The organism is Terrisporobacter hibernicus (genome assembly GCF_020809405.1).
Taxonomy (GTDB): Bacteria; Bacillota; Clostridia; order Peptostreptococcales; family Peptostreptococcaceae; genus Terrisporobacter; species Terrisporobacter petrolearius.
In genome coordinates, this window is the sequence record NZ_CP081135.1 from 1,083,803 (window position 1) to 1,101,816 (window position 18,014).

The following is an 18,014-nucleotide window of genomic DNA, read 5'->3' on the forward strand; positions in this document are numbered from 1 at the left end:
ATATATTTATAAATGTAGCAGAAATATATATTATATGCATTGACATTTTATTGAATTCAATGTTTAAAACCATAATTGGGTATAAAAGTTTATATTTATTATATAAACTTGAGGAGGGTGATTTTGTGTTCACTAAATTAGTAAGCAAATATAAGAAATTTAAAATAATAAATCATAAGAAACCTAAAAAGATTTGTTCCTGTTATAATATTTCTAATCACGACATTATGGATGCTATAAATAATGGCTGCCGTGGAATAAATGATATTAGAAAAACTACAAAAGCTGGAACTGCTTGTGGAAAATGTAACGCCTCACTTGAATATGAAGTTTATAAAGCATTAAAAAAGTAAGTCTCTTATTAAAGAGACTTACTTTTTATATTTTATCAAAATCAGGAAATTAATTTGCTTGATCTAAATTGTTTACTCCTTCTGTTGATTGATCTTCTTTTAGTATTAATTTTCTATTCCATAACATAATTCCAACTGTTGAAGCTATTAATGCTCCTATTCCAATTGTCTTATACTCAGTTAACTTAACTATTAACCATGGTAGCGGACTTGAACCATAGTCAATACTTGATATCATTGTAGCTCCATTTGGTATAGCAAACTTAGCTGCTAATGCTGCATCTGTAAATAATGGAGACATACTTGTTCCTATTAGTAACCCTGCTCCTATAACTATAATTCCTACTATAAATGCTCTGAAGAAATCGCCTCTTACAAGTGGAGTAATTAAGACAAACATAAAAGGTAACCCAGCTAATGATGCAAATGGTAAGAATTGATTTCCTGGTATTATTAATGCTAATATTAATGTTACCGGCACTAAAACTAGTGAAACTGCTAGTGTAACTGGATGACCAACACTTACAGCTGAATCTAATCCTATGTAAAGCTTAGCTTTTCCTTCAAATTTACGTTGTATTAAAGATTGTACTGCTTCAGATACCGGCATTAAACCTTCCATTAGTACTGCTGCCATTTTTGGAGTAAGTACAAGTACAGCACCCATTACTACTGCTAAATTTAAAGTACCTTTTACATCATATTTTGCAAGCAATCCAAGAATTACACCTATGGATGTACCTAATATTGCCGGATCTCCAAATACACCAAATTTCTTTTGTATATCATTTGCATCCAACTTTATTTTATTTATTCCTGGTATAAAATCTAATATTTTATTTGCTATCCATGCTATTGGTACATAAGATGCTGAGAATCCATGAGGAATTGATATCCCAGGAAGTCCCAATTCCTTTTCTACCAATGGAGCAGTTCTATCTGCAAGAACCATTGTGACTATCATGTTTACTGCTGACATTACTAAAGCTATTGGTAAGCTTCCTGTTAGCATATAAACTAAAGAACCTGTAAAAGCAAAGTGCCAGAAATTCCATATATCTATATTTACTGTTCTAGTCGTTCTTGTAAGTAACATTACAACATTTATTATTATTCCTAAAGGTATTATTAAAACGCCAACTGTTGAACCAAATGCTATTGCTGAAGCTGCTGGCCAACCAACATCAAGTACATTTAGGTTTAATCCAAAGTTTTTAACCATTGCCTCTGCTGCAGGTCCTAAATTTTCTGTAAGTATTGTTATTATTGCATTTAATCCTATAAATCCTATTCCTATTAAAAGTCCTGATTTTATAGCATTTGCTAATTTGACACCTAAACATACTGCAAATACTGCAAATATTATTGGCATCATTACTGAAGGACCTAAGTCAACTAACTTTTGTAATATATCCATTATTACTATTCCCCCTATTTATTGTGATTTATAATATTTTATTATTTAAAACGTCTACTATTACTGATGGGTCTTGCTCCTTATATAAACTCTCTAAAAATTCAGTTTCTCCAAATAACTCCATTAATTTTGATAAAAGACTTACTTGCTCTTCTTTTTGAGTAACTAATAATACAAATGCCATATTTACATTAATATCATTATTAGTACACATTTCTTTAAATTCACATTCATTTTTTAATCTTACAAATGCTACTCCTGGCTTATTTACATGTTCTGAATCTGTATGAGGTATAGCTAAGTTATACTTTTCAGTTCCTATAGCAGTTGGATATTGTTCTTCTCTTTTTATAATTGCATCCTTAAAAGACTCTTTCACATATCCTTTTTCAAATAGTTTATCTGCTATAGACTTTAAAATTTCATCACTAGTTTTATATTCTACATCTAAAAATACTAGGTCCTTACTTAACATTTATTCCACCTACATTCCTAGTTTTGCAACTATATCATCCATTAATTTATCTACTCCTAATCCAGTTATAAAAGCTAATCCTGATACCACTGGTATATCTACACTTTGGTTAAATTGAGCTGTAGTAACAACCATATCATGTCCTGACACTTTTCCTGGTAATTCTGCTACTGTACATTGAGTAAATGAAACTTGTCCTCCTAAGCCTCTTTTTTCAAATCCAGCTTTTAGTTTTTGAATTGCTACTGTTGATGTTGCTATCCCTGCTCCACATGCTACTACTATTTTTTTCATAATCCTTTTCTCCCTTTATTAATATAATTTCTTAATGTAATTTAAATCTTTTTTATTAATTATTTTTTCTACTTTATACATTTCATCAACTTGGTTATATATGTCCAAGAATAAGTTTTCATGTTCTAGGAATACCTCTTTATTTATGGCTATCATCATTACTAGTTGAACTTCTGAGTACACCCATTTTATTGGTTCTTCCAAAATCGCCACATAAATTCCAGGTTTTTTCACTTCTCCAACTAATGCATGAGGAATGGCAACCATATTTCCTATTTCTGTTGATGAAAGTTGTTCTCTTTCCATAAAGGAATTTTTCATTACTTCGTCTATATATCCTAATTCATACATTTTATTAGACATATATTCTACCACCTCTAAATAGTTCTCTATTTTTAAGTTTAGTGAAAATATTTCATCTTTAAAGTATGATTTTATATCTAGCTTGTAATTTTCATTTCCTTTACTTATAAAATGATTTATTTTATTCATATCTGTATCACTTAAAATAGGTGATACATTTATAATAGGTAAGTTTTTGTACTGTAGGTTAATAGTTGAAATTATTAAGTCAATATCTTTAAAATCTAACTCCTCCAATTTATAAGATGGATATACCCCACAAATCTGAATTTTAGATCCAAATCTATTTGATAATTTACTTCTTAGAAGTATGGATGTTCCCATACCAGATGCACATATAACAATCACTCGAAGTCTATCTTTTCTTCCTTTTATGTTCATCCTTTCTAGGGCTCCACCAAAATGTAGCGCCAAAAATCCAACTTCATTTTCATCTACTTCCACATTCATATCTTCTTCTATAGCTTTAGCCAAGAAGTTTGATAGCTCGTAAGCTAGTACATAGTTTTTCTTTATTTGATCTAGCAAATTATTTCTTATTTTCATTTTATATTGTATTCTGTGAAGAACACTTTTTAAATGGACAAGAAGACCATTTTCTAGAATTTCATCATGAGTAAAATCTATACCTATTTGCAAATAAATCTCTTTTAAAGACTTTCTTATGGTTTTTAGATTGTTACTATCTTCTTCATCTATAAAATAGTTATCATCTTTAAACAATCTGTTTTGAGATTTTAGATGCTGGTATATATACACAACCTCTGCTGTTGGAAATTCAATTTCTGTCAGCTTGCATATTTGTCTACAAAGATTTAACGATGCTTCATATTCAATCTCATCTGATGGAATATGCTTTACTTTTTCTTCATTGATAATCTTGTCATTTTTTATTCTTGTAATAGTAATCACTATATGATTGAATAAATTATCAAATCCTAAATCAGTAATATTTAAGTTGTATTTATTTATTACATCAATTATTATAGCTTTAATACTTTCTGAAGACTTTGTGTCTATCATTTCTAAAATAGTTTCTGATTTTTCTTGGCCTATTTTATGCACAATATAATCAGATAAAAAATATCTAAACTTAGCTTCATCACCACTAATATAAACACCTGAGTTTCCTTTGCGAGATAATTTTAAGTCATAATTATGTAATATACTTTTTACTACCTTCAGATCATTTTTTAATGTAGATAAACTTATAAATAACTCATCACATAACTCATCTTGTTTAATAGATTCTGTCTCACTATCCACATATAGAAATGCTAGTTTTCTAATTAGCCACTCTACCCTATTTTCTTCTAAAGTATATACACAGTTGCAATCGATTTCTCCAACTATACTTTTTAACATTTTATAGTTATCATAATTGTCATATTTTATTTTATATCCATGACTTCTCTTAGAAATTATTTCACAGTTATATGATTGCAAAAATTCATTTATATCCTTTATATCCCTTTGCACTGTTTTTACAGATATTTGATTTATTTTTGCTAAATCATTTCCACTTATATAACCTTCAGCGCTTATAATTGCATTTATTATTCCTCTTTGTCTACTTGTTGCTTTTATCATTTTTATCTCCCTCATATTTATATAGTATCAATAAGTATTTTTTTTAAATAGTCTTTATATTTCTCTTATAAAAGGACATTTGTCGTCTCACTTAGCAAAATAATGTCCTTTTATAATTCTACTACTTTTATATGTAGTTAATAGATTAAAAATTGATTTTCATAATTTAGAAATTCTGTAGTACATTTGGTATATTACATTATTTATCACTTATACCAAATGATACTACGTCAAAATATAAGCAACATATGATAATATATTTCTTAAATCTTTATGGGGGTATTATGTATGAAAAGGATTAAGAAAATAATAATAGCCCTTTTGCTTATCTTCTTGATTGGAGGCATAGGGGTTAGTTCTTTGGTAGGAATATTTTTTTATAATTTAGCAGTAAATGCAAATTATTCAAAAGAAATAGTATATGCAGATCATAATGGCGATAAATTGCGAGATGATGAAAAATGGCTTGAAAAAGAATCAAGTTATACTGAGAGTTATATTGAATCTAATGATAATTTAAATCTGCATGCTTATGTGATAAATCAAAATAATAATACCGATAAATGGGCAATTGTTGTTCATGGTTACGGTGGCAGTGGTAAACTAATGAGTGCTAAAGCAAAATATTTTTATGAAATGGGATATAATGTATTAATTCCAGATTTAAGAGGTCATGGAAAAAGTGAAGGTGAATATATCGGTATGGGATGGAAAGATAGGCTAGATATAATAAGTTGGATTAACTTTATAGTTAAAAATAATCCAACTGCTAAAATAGTTCTTCACGGTACTTCTATGGGTGCTGCCACGGTTTTAATGGCTTCAGGAGAAGATTTACCTCCTAATGTGAAAGCCATTATATCTGATTGTGCTTACACCTCCGTTTGGGATGAATTTAGTTATGAATTAGAAACTTATTTAAACGTACCAACTTCTTATGTCCTAAATGTTACTAATATTGTTACTAAGTTAAGAGCTGGATATTCTTTTAAAGAAGCTTCTGCAATAAATGCTGTAAAAAAATCTACTGTTCCCATTCTTTATATTCATGGTGATAGTGATAAGTTCGTTCCTTATTCTATGATGGACAAGTTATATAGTGCCACTAAGTCTCCAAAGGAAAAATTAACTATTGAAGGTGCTGAACATTCAAATTCAGATTTAATTTCACCTTATCTTTATTGGCTTACAATAAATGATTTTGTAGAAAAATATATTCCTTAATTGTTCATTTTAATTATATTTTTATGAATTAACTAAATTATAAATTCTATATATTAAAAAATAAGCCTCTAATTAAAGAGGCTTATTCCTAAAATTCAAATTTAATTCACGTATGAAATACTATATAGCTCTAGTGTACCCTTTTAACCATTCAGCTTCTTCAGTAGTTAAGAATGGGCTAACTGTATCAAATACCATTTTGTGATATTCATTTAAGTATGCTTTGTCATCTTCTTTCATAAGATCAGCATCTATAGCATCTAAATCTATTGGCGCTATTGTTATTGGTTCAAATTCCATAAATTGACCATATTCGTTTTTAATACCTTTTTTACAAAGCATTTCATTTTCTAATCTTATTCCATGAGAACCAGCTTTGTAGAATCCAGGCTCATTAGTAGTTATCATGCCTTCTTCTAATGTAGCTAAGTTTCTGTTGTCCCATCTGAAACCATTTGGAGCTTCATGAACATTTAGTACATGACCTATACCATGTCCTGTTCCGTGGTTGTAGTTAAGATTTTGTTCCCACATGATTCCTCTAGCTAATATATCTAAATAGTATCCATTTGCACCATATAAGAATTTAGCTCCAGATAATCTTATCATTGCTCTAGCAACTGATGTAAAGTTAGATTTTTCTTCTTCTGTAAGTTCTCCTAAAGCAAAAGTTCTAGTTATATCAGTTGTACCATCGAAGTATTGTCCACCTGAATCTAATAAGAATAATCCTTTTGGCTCTAAAGTAGTATTACTTTCCTCAGTAGCACTGTAGTGAACTATTGCTCCATTAGCACCGTACCCAGCTATAGAAGCGAAACTTGGTTCTATAAACTGTCCTTGTTCTTTTCTAAGTTCAGTCAATTTATCTGCTGCACTTATTTCAGTTATTTCTATTTTTCCTATGTTATTTTTTAACCAGTACATAAACTTAGTTACAGCAACACCATCTCTTATATGAGCTTGTTTAGTATTTTCTATTTCCACTGGATTTTTTTGTGCTTTAAATATAGTTGAAGGGTTCATAGCATTTAATACTTTAACTCCTTCAGGTATATTTTTTAATATTGTGTAGTTTATTTTGTTGCAATCAACTAAAACTACATCTTCTTTTTCTATAGTTTTGACAAACTCATCTATTTCAAAGTATCCTTTTATTTCAACTACTTCTTCACCAAAACTTGCTTTTATTTCTTCATTTAATTTATTTTCATCAACAAATAATACAGCTTTGTCTAAAGTAACTACTGCATAAGAAAGTACAACTGGATTGTATGTAACATCTCCACCTCTTATATTGAATAACCAAGCTATGTCATCTAAGCTTGTTAATATGTGAGTTGTTGCTCCTGCATTTTGCATAGATTTTCTAACTCTAGCTACTTTACTTGTAAAGTCTTCACCACTGTATTTAACATCTAATAAAAATGCTTTTGCATCAGATAAAGCTGGTCTATCTTCCCATACTTCATCTAATAAGTCACCTTCATAAGATATAGTTATATTTTTTTTAGTTAAACTAGCTTCTAATCCAGCTCCCATAGCTGCACTTATAGCTCTTCCGTCAAATCCTATTTTAGAACCTTCTGGAACTTCATTTTCTATGTATTCAAAAGTTGTAGGAACGTTTTCTTCTCCCATCTTGTAAAGTTCAACACAAGAAGTTGATAATTCCTTTTCAGCTTGTAAGAAATATCTCCCGTCTGTCCAAAGTATAGCCTTCTCTGGAGTTATTACTACAGTACCAGCTGAACCAGTAAATCCTGATATAAATTGTCTTCCTTTGAAGAATTCCCCAACATATTCACTTTGATGATAATCTGCTGATGGAATTATGTAAGCAAATATGCCTTTTTCTTTCATAACGCTTCTTAATTTTGAAATTCTGTCATTAATCATATTAAACCACCTTTATTATTTTAAATCATTTAGCTTCTTATTAAGTTTGCCATAGATTTTTTTCATATAAGGCTCATTACTAGCTTCAACTGCTTCATCTAAGTCAAACCATTTGACTCCACTATTTTCATCGGCTTTAACGTGTGTCATTTCATTTTCATCAGCACAAAGTAAATAAGTAACATTTAGATGCATGTGAGATGCCACATATTTACCTTTTTTCATATGACCATCTACTCCAAGAACTTCTAAAGAAAAAATTTCCTCAGATAAAGGTGTTACATTTTTTAGCCCAGTTTCCTCTTTTGCTTCCTTCAACGAAACATAAAGTAAGTCACTATCACCATCAGCATGTCCACCAGTCCATGACCATGAGTCATAAATGTTATGATAAATCATCAGTACTTTTGTTTTATCTTTATTTACTATCCAACAAGATGAAGTAAAATGACCTATCTCATTATTTCTAGTAAGCACATCATCAAAAGTGTTAATGTATTTTATCATTATTTCCTTGTCTTTTTCTTCTGCACAGTTGAATGGTAGATAATTTTCTATTTTTCTTATTAAATCCATGTTTACCTCCCCATTAATAATGATCCTCTTTCAAATTCTATAATATTATTTATTAATAATCAACAGTGTAATTATATTAAAATAATATTTTTATTTTAACCTTTTTATTTTAACTTTTTATTAAGATATTCTGTAGCTTTTACTACAATTAAAACTTATTATCCTGTTTTATATGCTAACCTTATTTACTAATTAATTTATTTAATATTAAAAGCGTCTACACTAATTATTCTGTAGACGCTTTTCTTTATATATTTTTCTAAATGGCATTATATATTTCTTCCTTTGTAATTTCCTTACTTGTAAATACATTTTTAATCTCAATTGGTGAATTTCCAAGTACATAGATTTTATCTGATAATAAAATTGCTTCTTCTATATCATGAGTTACAAATAATACTGTTCTTTCTTCTCTTTCTAATATTTGTTTAAAATTATTCATTATTATTTCTTTATTAATAACATCAATAGATTTAAATGGCTCATCCATTATAATGATTTTTGATGGGTAAATAAAAGCTCTTGCAATATTCACCCTTTGTCTAAGCCCTCCACTTAACATTTGAGGATAGTAATTTTTATATTCTTTTATTCCTACTAAATCCAAATATTTATCACATAACTCTTCAGATGTTTTTTTATTATAAAGTTTTTTTACTACAAGACCAATATTCTCACTTACTGTTAACCAGTCAATTAACCTGTCATCTTGAAATATATAACTTACTCCATACTTTTCTATTGTTTCAAAACCCTCTTTATCATTAGGAATTATTCCACTAATTATATTTAATAATGTACTTTTTCCACATCCTGATTTTCCAATAATACAATTGACTTTATTTTTATAAAAATCTATACTAAAATCTTTAAATACAACTTTCCCATTAAATTTTTTATTTATATTTTTAACGGATATCATTTCTTCTTTATTTATCGTCTCCATACAAAAGCTCTCCTTAGAAATAATTCTTCAATAAGATTTAATAAGGATGAGATTGTTACAATAATTATTATCCAAGCAAAAATAGCAGTAGTATTAAAGTTTACTTTTTCACTTTGGATCATTGCTCCTATCCCATATAAAGGTTGTCCATAAACTTCTCCTGCTATTACAATTTTAAATCCAAGAGAAATAGTGGATGATAAAATTGATATTAGGGAAAACTTTATTGCTGGCAAGTATATTTTTAGTATTTTGTCTTTTCTACTAATTTTATATAAATCAGCCATTTCTAAAATTCCCTTGTCTATATTTTTCATAGCTCCTAATACTGAATCGTATAAAACTGGAAATACCATAATGAACACAACAATATATGGAGCACTTTCTTTATTAAACCAGATTAACGTTAAAACTATTAAAACCATGTTAGGTATCGAGCTAGCTAGAGATGTTATTGGTGTTAAAAAATTTTTAAATATATTTAAGCTATAAGAAATTATTCCTAAGACAAATGCTACAACTAATGCCATGACAAAACTTAATATACATCTTGATATAGTTGAAAATACATCTAAAATGAATCTATCTTCTAATACAATCTCTTTTATGCTTGTAAAAACTTGTCCCAATGTAGGTAAGTATATATCATTATTTATTTTAAGAGCTATTATCTGCCATAAAAATAACAAGATGACACAAGAAAGAGCTACCTGTATTTTATCTTTATCTTTAAATGATTTTATTTTATTATTTGTGGTAAATTGACTCATCTAGAACTGCTCCCCCTACAGATTTATTGTAAAAGTATAACCCTTCAAAAAGGTTTAAAACCTTATTTTCATAGTACTACAATTGGTAGTATTATTCAATAAGGCTTGTTTTGGTCATAATATTTAATTATTTATTCATCTACAGATTCATCTACTTTTGTACATAAAGCTTTTAGCTTACTATAAAGTACACTACTTTAATCTTCAGGCTTAAACAAATTTACAGTGTTTACAGTTCTCATTGATTTGTCTCCTGAAGTATAAAGATTAGTAAATATGTTTAGTGGCTTTATAGTATGAACAAAGTTAATCATTAACAAACAGAGGACTACTATACTTATTTTTAGTAATTTTCTTATTATCATCTTCTTAATTATTGGCGTGCATGGTGCAAATATTTTCCTAGAAGTCTTGCCGCTTTTTTGAGCTAGCACCACACACATATTAATTTATATTAAAAAAACTTGATTATTATTACTCATTATTTTTAATTTCTAAAAAATCATTTTTATTTTTGAAATATTCATTATCATATTTAAAAGAGTGCTATATTTAATTATATTAAATATAGCACTCTTCATATTATTCTAATAGTATTCAACTTCAACAATCTTACCAAGTTTAACTAAAATATTTTTCATTTCATTTAAAACATAAAGCCTAGCACTTAAATCGTCCGATATATCTGACATCATATTTTCAGGATTTATACATCTTCCTATTATCATTTTTATATGAATACAATCTTCATACAACATTTTAGACAACAGTGTGGCCCCATCCTTTTTTTTATGTAAAAAACTATCATCATTAGTAGTTAATAATCTTCTTAATATTTCACATGATTTTCTTAGTGTTAATACTCCCTCTGTTACCAAATCTATCCCTTCTATATACCCTATTGGTGGCACATCTTCATCTATAATATCTGTACTAGATCTATATTTTACATTTAGCTCTCTTGCAACGATATTGGCCGTTGTTCCACCACAAACTATTTTTTTCCCTGCACTTCCCATCATTTTATATACAACTTCTTTATCCTTACTTTTATTAATAGGTGGTCCAGAGAATAAAACTGCATTACTATCATGACTAACCTTTATAGTTGCAACAGTAGTATCATCTCCTGGTTCAAAGTAATATAATTGATTACAAACTCCTAACAGATTGTTTGTAATAGTTTTTGCGTTCATGTTTTCATTAGTAAATTTCAACAAATGCTTTGAAATATCTTTCCATTGCCAAGAATAATTTAAAGTTTTTCTTCCTCCTGCAAATTCTACACCATCACTAATCAATACTATTCGATCTCTTTCTGTAAGTTGAATTTTGCATTCTCTTATTTTTTTATCATAAATTACTGTCTCATTCCAATCTAATGAAAGTATGTCTTTTCCTCTCATAAAAAACAGTGTAGGATTATCAAACTCAACAATATAAGCTATACCATCTTTGGCCACTTTTACAATGGTAAAGGTAGAATAAGCTATTTTATTTTGTGCGCAAATAGGCAGTGTCTGGCTAACAGTATCCACTACATCTTCTATTTTCATTCCTTCCTTTAGCATGGTAATAGCTATTTTTGATGTAAGAGTAGCTAAAATATTAGCCTTTACACCACTTCCCATTCCATCAGAAAGCACTGCAATGAATTGCTCATCATCAGCATAAAATTCCACTTTATCTCCACATAACTCTTCTCCATATTTTAATAAACTTCCATAAGCAAAATCTATGTAGTATTTCATTATCTATGACCCTCTTCCTCAATAAGTTTTTTCAACTTAGTCAAGGTAACTTTGGTTTCTGCTGTTGTTTCTCCAAGAAGACTTGCTATCTCTTGTGCCACCATCATTTGTTTATTTATAACATCTTGAGCCATGTTTATGGAGTTTATTTTCATAGTCTGTAATTCTTTTTCCTTGTTCTCTTCTTTTGTAATATTGTTTGCTATCCATATATAAATTTGATTTTCCTCTAGCCATATAATATTTTGGTCTAATACACCATTATAGTCTGAAAGTTCTATCTTATCTCCAATAATATTTTTCCTTGTGTCCCTTACTTGCTGAAATTTATCTTCATCCAAATACATAATTACAGGTACTCCTCGTGCTTCGTCATTGCTAACTTGAAAGAAATTTTGTGCTGCTGGATTAAACTCTTCTACACATAAATCTTTATCTACTATACCAATTAAATTAGGTGTAGCTGATATAATTACATTAGCCTTGTTTTCCGCTTTTTGCCTCATATATGGAACACACATACTAGTATCAGCATAACCATTAAACACTGCTTTGGCTTTATCTCTACATGTTTTATAACCACATGCCTTACAATTTATCTCATCCATTCTTGCGAATTTACCCATAGACTTTAAAATTGCTCTAAGCTCTGTTTCACTAGGCTCTTTTAAAGGACTATATTTAGACTGAAAATTTCTATGTAAATCTATTTTCCAGAGTATTTCATCATAAGAATTGTCTATTTTATCCTTATATAATTTTTCGCACTTTTTACTATAAGTCTCTATATTTTTTCTTCTTTCATAAGAACTGGCTCCATCATCTTCAATTCCAGACCCCCTAAGGCAACCACTCTCACAGAAATTCATATCAAATATTACATTGCTTACTCTTTTATTTAAAATTGCCTCTATAGTTTTCTTGCAATCATTTGGACCATCCACAGATACTACTTCTTTATTTTTAGTAGAATCAAAAAAGTAATCTGTATTTTCAGATACAAACGGAAAAACCCTGTTATAATGGCTAATAGCATCAAATGAACTTTCTTCAAAATCTTCAAAACAAATATTTTCTTGTTTTATCCATGTTTTTAGTTCCTCTAGTGTAATAACTGCATCAACACTATTTTCGAATCTTGATTCATCCTTCTTTCCAAGACAAGGTCCTATAAAAACAACTTTTACATTTTCTCCGTATTTTCTCTTTATGATTCTTCCATGACAAGCAAAAGCTGATATAACAGGTATTAAATTTTCAATTAAGTCAGGGTAATGTTTTTCTACTAAGTTAATTATGGATGGACAAAGAGTTGTTATATAATTTTTATCATCATTTTTATTAATATATTTAAAGTATTCATCTATTATAGGTTGAGCTGCTACCAATGTTTCTTCTACATGAGAAAATCCCATATGTTTCAATACACCAGGTATTTTATGACTATCATTTCCAAAAACAGCCGCGAAACTTGGTGCAATAGAAGCTACCACTGTTTCTTTATTTTTTATATAGTGTTTTACAATTGGTACCTCTGATGTGCTTAATCTATTTTTTTGTGGACATGCCAAATAACATGCATCACAAACTATACACCTCTCTTCTCTAATTCTCGCTTGTTCATTTTTTATTTCTATAGCATTAACTGGACATACTCTTACGCAAGCATAGCAATTTTTACAATTTTTCTTACTAAATTTATCAAACCACATAAGTTTTCCCCCTCGATTAATATTAGCTTGAAATCATACTAAAATTATATCAAACATAAATACAATTTTTTACATATTTAATAAAAAAAGAACTTAGTACTTTATTTAGTACTAAGTTCTTAATTGTATTAATATCTTTTATTGTAATAATTCAAAATATCCTGATGGATGGAAGAAATATATTGATCCACTATCTTTATCTACTAAGTAAGCTAAATCAGTTTCTATATTTGGTAAAAATACATATCCTCTTATTCCTTTTTCTTGCATTGCTTCAAAAGTATTTTCATCACCTTGGTATGTATATGTAAAGTCAGCTTTTTCTACATCTTTTATGTATTTATTTAAAATTGCTTCAGCTTGTGATTTTGTCATTCCTGTTTTAACTTCTTCTTTATCTTTATCATCTTTTACAACTTTATTATCAGCTGTCTTAGTAGCTTCTTCTTTTTTAGTTTCTTCTTTTTTATTGTTTACCTTTATTTCTTCTTTTACTGGTTTTTTATTTTTTACAGCTGTAGTTTCAACTTTTGCTGGTTTTTTAGTTCCTTCTTTTTGTGCTGTTTTATCTTCATTATCTTTTGTAACTTCTACTTTTTCAGTATTTGTAGTTTGTTCAACTTTTACTGGCTTTACACTTACTTGTTTATCATTTTGTGATATTGCATTTACGATTGGAGTTATTGATAATGCTCCGCTTAATAATAAAGTTACTGCTATAATTCCTTTTTTCATTTTTCAACACTTCCTTCTAATTTATTTTATAATCTTTAAGATTTCGTCTTTTTTCTTTTATTTATACTATTATAATACCATTACCCCTTGAATAATTACAGTTACATACTTGTTACTTTGAATTACAAAATAGTAACATAGATAATTACAGAAATGTTACTAAATTTCAATAATATGTAAAATAATCTTTATTTATCCATATTAAAAAAAATCCCTTAGGTTATTCTAAGGGATTTTTTTGTTATAATTCTTCATCTTTTACGATACCAAAAGCTATATTATACATAATTTTTTCTTTTATTTTACCATTGTATAAAACTTCATTGTTTTTTTCATTTATAACATAAATATAATAATCTATGTCCGGAGACCCATTTCCACGATCTACATAGTCATCCTCTTTATAATCACACATTATAAGGTATGTTTTATCATTATTACGTCTCATTTCTAAAATATATTTATTATAATCATTTTTAGACTTTGCATCTATTTCATTGGCGGTTTTTGTTTTTTTATTCTCCAAATCAACTACTACGGTCTTTGCTTTTTTGCTTATTGGATCTACATCACAAGAAAGCAACACCTCATTTCCTTCAATAGAATAATTAGTTATATTTTGATTTTCAACTCCTAAATTAATAATATTTATTTCTTTAGTAATAATATTAAATGCAAATAAACATGTATTTATCTCTTTGCTAGTTTCATCTTTTATATGAGTAACAAAATATGACACATTATCTTTTACAAATCCCACGTCACCGTTTGTATACATTTCATTTGGATCATATGATTTAGTTATAATACACTTAGATTGCTGTGAAGATAGATTTAATTTGAATAAACTCAAATAAGTTTGTTTATACACATCTTTTCCAGTATCTTGGGGTTTGTTATTATATTGCTCACTATCATCATAAACCGACGAAATAATGGCCAAGTAAATATTATCATTATCTCTCATTGGTAAAGCTTTATAAATACTATTTCCATTCACATTAATAGTATCATCTATTTTTATTTCATAATTTTTTATCTTTGAACTTTTTTTATCTTTTATATCAATATATACTGTCATTTCATCACCACTGTAGGGTGAATAAGTATTTAAAAGAGACACATTAGTAATTTCATCATCTGTCTCGCAAATATTACTTTTATCATTGGATATTTTGAATAGTTCCCTATTATCTATATTTTTCTTTGATATGGTGAAACTTGCAATACCTTGCTTTACATTCTTTTCAATTTTTTCTTTGTCTTTGGATATTATAATATTATCTGTTTCATACAAACCTTTTCTCTTTTGATAAACAATATTCATATCACCAAGAGCACTTCTATCTCCATATACATCTTCTATATCTACCTTATCTTTTGTAATAAAACTTAAGGATAAAATAATTAATATCATGGTTAATGATACAATAATTAAAAATACCTTTGAAATTCTTTTATCCATAATATCCCCCTAAACATGTATTCTTTTATTTAATAATCTATAAGAAATAGTAAGGGATAATACCCCCATAATTGCGTAGTATAAAATATGATTATTTAACAATTCATCTGTAAATATTATAGAAGTAGTTGAAATATACATATATATAAATCCTGCAATTGCAATATAAGATAAACCTAAAAATCCACCTAATTTATCAAAGGATTTATGAATTAATACTCCTGTAAACAAAACTATAACTGCTAAAATAGGTCCTATAACATAGTATATAAATAATTCTAATGGATATATAGGCAATCCCATAAACAAAAAGCTCATTGAGTTGTTATAATTTATAATATGGATAATTTCACTAATATCAATACCTGTAAAGCTTTTAATTACGAATATCTCTAATACCCACAATATATGCTGTGTTACTAATACACCGTATATAAATGATACTACTGTTATTAATTTTGATATAAATATATTAAATTTATTATAAGGCAGTGTAAACAAAGTATAGACTACCTTCGTTTTATTCGAAAAGTCTTTGTACCATATTAGTAATGTGTAATATAAACACCATATAAGTGCTAATACCATAAAAAATAAAGATAAAATATATAATGAATATATTAAACTACCATTTTTTATAATCATATATGCCTCTTCCGATTTGAGTAAACCTATTCCACCTCTTATGTTCAAAATTTCTTGAACTTGCTTGGCTACTGAATGTAAGTTATAAACAAACCAGATAAGATTACTTATTGTAAGCAACCCTAAAATAGTGAAATAAATCTTTTTTATTCTTTTAAACTCTATATCATAGAGTGTTAAAATTCTACTCACCCCTATATACCTCCCTCATCTTATCTATAATAGACTTGTTTTCATTTTGTCTAACGTCCTCTACATTAAAATTAAACGCCAATTTCCCTTCATGAAGTATTACTACTTCTTCAACTATGTCTTCAATTTCAGCAATTTCATGAGTTGTTATTATGATACTTTGCTCTGGAGAGATGTATTCTATCATTACCTTAATGAATTCTTCTCTTTTAAAAATATCTATACCAGAGAAAGGTTCGTCTAGCAAAATATATTTGGCATTTTGAGCAAATCCAAGAATAATTTTAATTCTGGCTCTGTTTCCTTTGGATAAAGTACTTATCATTTTATCTTCAGTAAGATTAAACATTTCCAACAATTTTATAGCCTTTTCTTCATCCCAATTTTCATAGAACTCTTTCATAAATGCAAAAGTATCTTTTATTGTAAGGTGTGGAAAATAAGTATCCATATCTGGTACAAATGCAATTTTATTATATAACTTAGGATTCATTTCTTCGCCATCTATAAGAATTTTACCTTTGTCTGGCCTAATTACACCAGCTATAGATTTTAATATGGTTGATTTTCCTACTCCATTAATTCCAAATATGCCTATTACTTTTCCTTCTTTTATCTGAAAGGTTACATCATCCAATGCATGTACTTTTCCGAATTTTTTGCTCAAGTTTATAATATCTATCATTTATAAAACTCCCCCTATAAATACTTTACCTTAATAAAATTTAACTTCTTAATTTAATTATTTTAAATACGCATTAATATAATCTATAGGACGATATACCTGTCCATTATTATAATGTAAAATAGACTCTATCTTTATTCCCCCTATAGGATAAGGGTTTCTATTTGCTGAGTTAATTATTTTTCCTCTTCCAATATACATAACCACATGGCCTGGTGTAAAAATCAGATCCCCTGGTTGAACATTTTCCATTTGAACTTTATAATCTTTCAATACATCTTTTTGCTCAGTTGTAGAATAACCAATATTTACATTAGTTACAATTTTATAGGCCCAATAAGTAAGCCCTGAACAATCAAATCCTTGTTTACCTATATAATCTTTTTTTTCTAAAGGGTAATAGCTTTTACCATAATAACCTGTAAGCTCTTCCAACCTTTCTTTTGTTATTATTTCTCCCTTACCACCCCAAGTGTATTCCTGTCCTTCTCTTTCTTTGGCTAAGGAAATAACTTCATTTATTATTTTTAAATCATTTTTACTCATGTTTTTAGTTTCTTGTTCATATTTTTTATTCATTTCCTGTGTATACTTTTCTTTTAAAAAGCTATACCCCCAAATTCCTATAAACACAACTAATATAAATATTAAAATTTTCTTTAAAAATTTTTCGATTGTTATTAACTCCCTTCAGGTTTAAGCCAGTTAAATACACAACTTTCTTATTTTATTATCACACTAAAACTTTCATATTTCAACTTACAAATTCGTCATATAAAAATAGTATTTCTTATATATTAGACGTATAAATAGTATAAAAAGTTTCATTAATTTTTATACTATTTTATAATTATTTAATTTCATATAAATACTAAATAATGTTTTTATAAATGAGTACATTACTTTAAAGGTACTAATAATT

The 18,014-nt window shown here is 28.0% G+C and carries 17 protein-coding genes; 2 read left to right on the forward strand and 15 right to left on the reverse strand.

Annotation, left to right across the window (positions count from 1 at the left end; translation table 11 throughout):
- Positions 1–125: 125 nt before the first annotated feature.
- The gene (locus JW646_RS05220) at positions 126–353 is read left to right on the forward strand and encodes a (2Fe-2S)-binding protein (protein ID WP_228416833.1); all 228 of its coding nucleotides are present in this window, start codon (positions 126–128) and stop codon (positions 351–353) included.
- A gap of 49 nt (positions 354–402) precedes the next feature.
- Here the strand turns inward: JW646_RS05220 and JW646_RS05225 are convergent, their stop codons facing one another.
- From JW646_RS05225 to JW646_RS05240, 4 genes are read right to left on the reverse strand one after another with little or no spacing between them, the layout of a single operon-like run.
- A complete protein-coding gene (locus tag JW646_RS05225; RefSeq protein WP_074920109.1) occupies positions 403–1,770 on the reverse strand; it encodes a PTS galactitol transporter subunit IIC in 1,368 nt (455 codons plus the stop codon).
- A gap of 28 nt (positions 1,771–1,798) precedes the next feature.
- Positions 1,799–2,245, reverse strand: a complete 447-nt coding sequence (locus JW646_RS05230; RefSeq protein ID WP_228416834.1) for a PTS sugar transporter subunit IIA — start codon at positions 2,243–2,245, stop codon at positions 1,799–1,801.
- A gap of 9 nt (positions 2,246–2,254) precedes the next feature.
- The gene (locus JW646_RS05235) at positions 2,255–2,539 is read right to left on the reverse strand and encodes a PTS sugar transporter subunit IIB (protein ID WP_074920107.1); all 285 of its coding nucleotides are present in this window, start codon (positions 2,537–2,539) and stop codon (positions 2,255–2,257) included.
- Between the two features lie 18 nt (positions 2,540–2,557).
- The gene (locus tag JW646_RS05240) at positions 2,558–4,492 is read right to left on the reverse strand and encodes a BglG family transcription antiterminator (protein ID WP_228416835.1); all 1,935 of its coding nucleotides are present in this window, start codon (positions 4,490–4,492) and stop codon (positions 2,558–2,560) included.
- A gap of 288 nt (positions 4,493–4,780) precedes the next feature.
- Between JW646_RS05240 and JW646_RS05245 the strand changes: the two genes are divergently transcribed.
- On the forward strand, positions 4,781–5,716 hold the full coding sequence (locus JW646_RS05245) for an alpha/beta hydrolase (RefSeq protein WP_228416836.1): 936 nt from the start codon (positions 4,781–4,783) through the stop codon (positions 5,714–5,716).
- 120 nt (positions 5,717–5,836) lie between these two features.
- Here the strand turns inward: JW646_RS05245 and JW646_RS05250 are convergent, their stop codons facing one another.
- From JW646_RS05250 to JW646_RS05300, 11 genes are all read right to left on the reverse strand, one after another.
- Complete coding sequence (locus JW646_RS05250) at positions 5,837–7,615, reverse strand: aminopeptidase P family protein (protein WP_228416837.1); 1,779 nt, start codon at positions 7,613–7,615, stop codon at positions 5,837–5,839.
- Between the two features lie 15 nt (positions 7,616–7,630).
- Positions 7,631–8,191, reverse strand: coding sequence for an NUDIX hydrolase (locus tag JW646_RS05255; protein WP_074920103.1), 561 nt, complete (start codon positions 8,189–8,191; stop codon positions 7,631–7,633).
- A 259-nt stretch (positions 8,192–8,450) separates the two neighbouring features.
- Positions 8,451–9,137 carry an ABC transporter ATP-binding protein gene (locus tag JW646_RS05260; RefSeq protein WP_083399448.1) on the reverse strand — a complete coding sequence of 229 codons (687 nt, stop codon included), beginning with the start codon at positions 9,135–9,137 and terminating at the stop codon, positions 8,451–8,453.
- Positions 9,125–9,907 (reverse strand): ABC transporter permease, encoded by a 783-nt coding sequence (locus tag JW646_RS05265; protein WP_074920102.1) that lies wholly within the window; start codon positions 9,905–9,907, stop codon positions 9,125–9,127. The genes JW646_RS05260 and JW646_RS05265 overlap by 13 nt, the downstream gene beginning before the upstream one ends.
- 587 nt (positions 9,908–10,494) lie before the next feature.
- The gene (locus JW646_RS05270) at positions 10,495–11,658 is read right to left on the reverse strand and encodes a SpoIIE family protein phosphatase (protein ID WP_228416838.1); all 1,164 of its coding nucleotides are present in this window, start codon (positions 11,656–11,658) and stop codon (positions 10,495–10,497) included.
- Positions 11,658–13,370 carry a [Fe-Fe] hydrogenase large subunit C-terminal domain-containing protein gene (locus tag JW646_RS05275; RefSeq protein ID WP_228416839.1) on the reverse strand — a complete coding sequence of 571 codons (1,713 nt, stop codon included), beginning with the start codon at positions 13,368–13,370 and terminating at the stop codon, positions 11,658–11,660. The genes JW646_RS05270 and JW646_RS05275 overlap by 1 nt, the downstream gene beginning before the upstream one ends.
- Positions 13,371–13,508: 138 nt before the next feature.
- On the reverse strand, positions 13,509–14,105 hold the full coding sequence (locus JW646_RS05280) for a hypothetical protein (protein WP_074920099.1): 597 nt from the start codon (positions 14,103–14,105) through the stop codon (positions 13,509–13,511).
- Positions 14,106–14,346: 241 nt separating this feature from the next.
- Positions 14,347–15,570 (reverse strand): hypothetical protein, encoded by a 1,224-nt coding sequence (locus JW646_RS05285; protein ID WP_148558347.1) that lies wholly within the window; start codon positions 15,568–15,570, stop codon positions 14,347–14,349.
- A gap of 9 nt (positions 15,571–15,579) precedes the next feature.
- Positions 15,580–16,407: a hypothetical protein gene (locus tag JW646_RS05290; RefSeq protein WP_074920097.1), complete on the reverse strand. Its 828-nt coding sequence runs from the start codon at positions 16,405–16,407 to the stop codon at positions 15,580–15,582.
- Entirely contained in the window at positions 16,400–17,092 is a 693-nt protein-coding gene (locus tag JW646_RS05295; RefSeq protein ID WP_074920096.1) for an ABC transporter ATP-binding protein, read from the reverse strand. Before JW646_RS05295 ends, JW646_RS05290 begins: the two co-directional genes overlap by 8 nt.
- Positions 17,093–17,149: 57 nt before the next feature.
- Positions 17,150–17,671, reverse strand: a complete 522-nt coding sequence (locus JW646_RS05300; protein WP_228416840.1) for a C40 family peptidase — start codon at positions 17,669–17,671, stop codon at positions 17,150–17,152.
- Positions 17,672–18,014: the final 343 nt, after the last annotated feature.

Coding starts and splice junctions, on each gene's coding strand:
- JW646_RS05225 (WP_074920109.1), bottom strand. CDS start 1,770: ATGGATATATTACAAAAGTTAGTTGACTTAGGTCCTTCAGTAATGATG.
- JW646_RS05230 (WP_228416834.1), bottom strand. CDS start 2,245: ATGTTAAGTAAGGACCTAGTATTTTTAGATGTAGAATATAAAACTAGT.
- JW646_RS05235 (WP_074920107.1), bottom strand. CDS start 2,539: ATGAAAAAAATAGTAGTAGCATGTGGAGCAGGGATAGCAACATCAACA.
- JW646_RS05240 (WP_228416835.1), bottom strand. CDS start 4,492: ATGATAAAAGCAACAAGTAGACAAAGAGGAATAATAAATGCAATTATA.
- JW646_RS05245 (WP_228416836.1), top strand. CDS start 4,781: ATGAAAAGGATTAAGAAAATAATAATAGCCCTTTTGCTTATCTTCTTG.
- JW646_RS05250 (WP_228416837.1), bottom strand. CDS start 7,615: ATGATTAATGACAGAATTTCAAAATTAAGAAGCGTTATGAAAGAAAAA.
- JW646_RS05255 (WP_074920103.1), bottom strand. CDS start 8,191: ATGGATTTAATAAGAAAAATAGAAAATTATCTACCATTCAACTGTGCA.
- JW646_RS05260 (WP_083399448.1), bottom strand. CDS start 9,137: ATGGAGACGATAAATAAAGAAGAAATGATATCCGTTAAAAATATAAAT.
- JW646_RS05265 (WP_074920102.1), bottom strand. CDS start 9,907: ATGAGTCAATTTACCACAAATAATAAAATAAAATCATTTAAAGATAAA.
- JW646_RS05270 (WP_228416838.1), bottom strand. CDS start 11,658: ATGAAATACTACATAGATTTTGCTTATGGAAGTTTATTAAAATATGGA.
- JW646_RS05275 (WP_228416839.1), bottom strand. CDS start 13,370: ATGTGGTTTGATAAATTTAGTAAGAAAAATTGTAAAAATTGCTATGCT.
- JW646_RS05280 (WP_074920099.1), bottom strand. CDS start 14,105: ATGAAAAAAGGAATTATAGCAGTAACTTTATTATTAAGCGGAGCATTA.
- JW646_RS05285 (WP_148558347.1), bottom strand. CDS start 15,570: ATGGATAAAAGAATTTCAAAGGTATTTTTAATTATTGTATCATTAACC.
- JW646_RS05295 (WP_074920096.1), bottom strand. CDS start 17,092: ATGATAGATATTATAAACTTGAGCAAAAAATTCGGAAAAGTACATGCA.
- JW646_RS05300 (WP_228416840.1), bottom strand. CDS start 17,671: ATGAATAAAAAATATGAACAAGAAACTAAAAACATGAGTAAAAATGAT.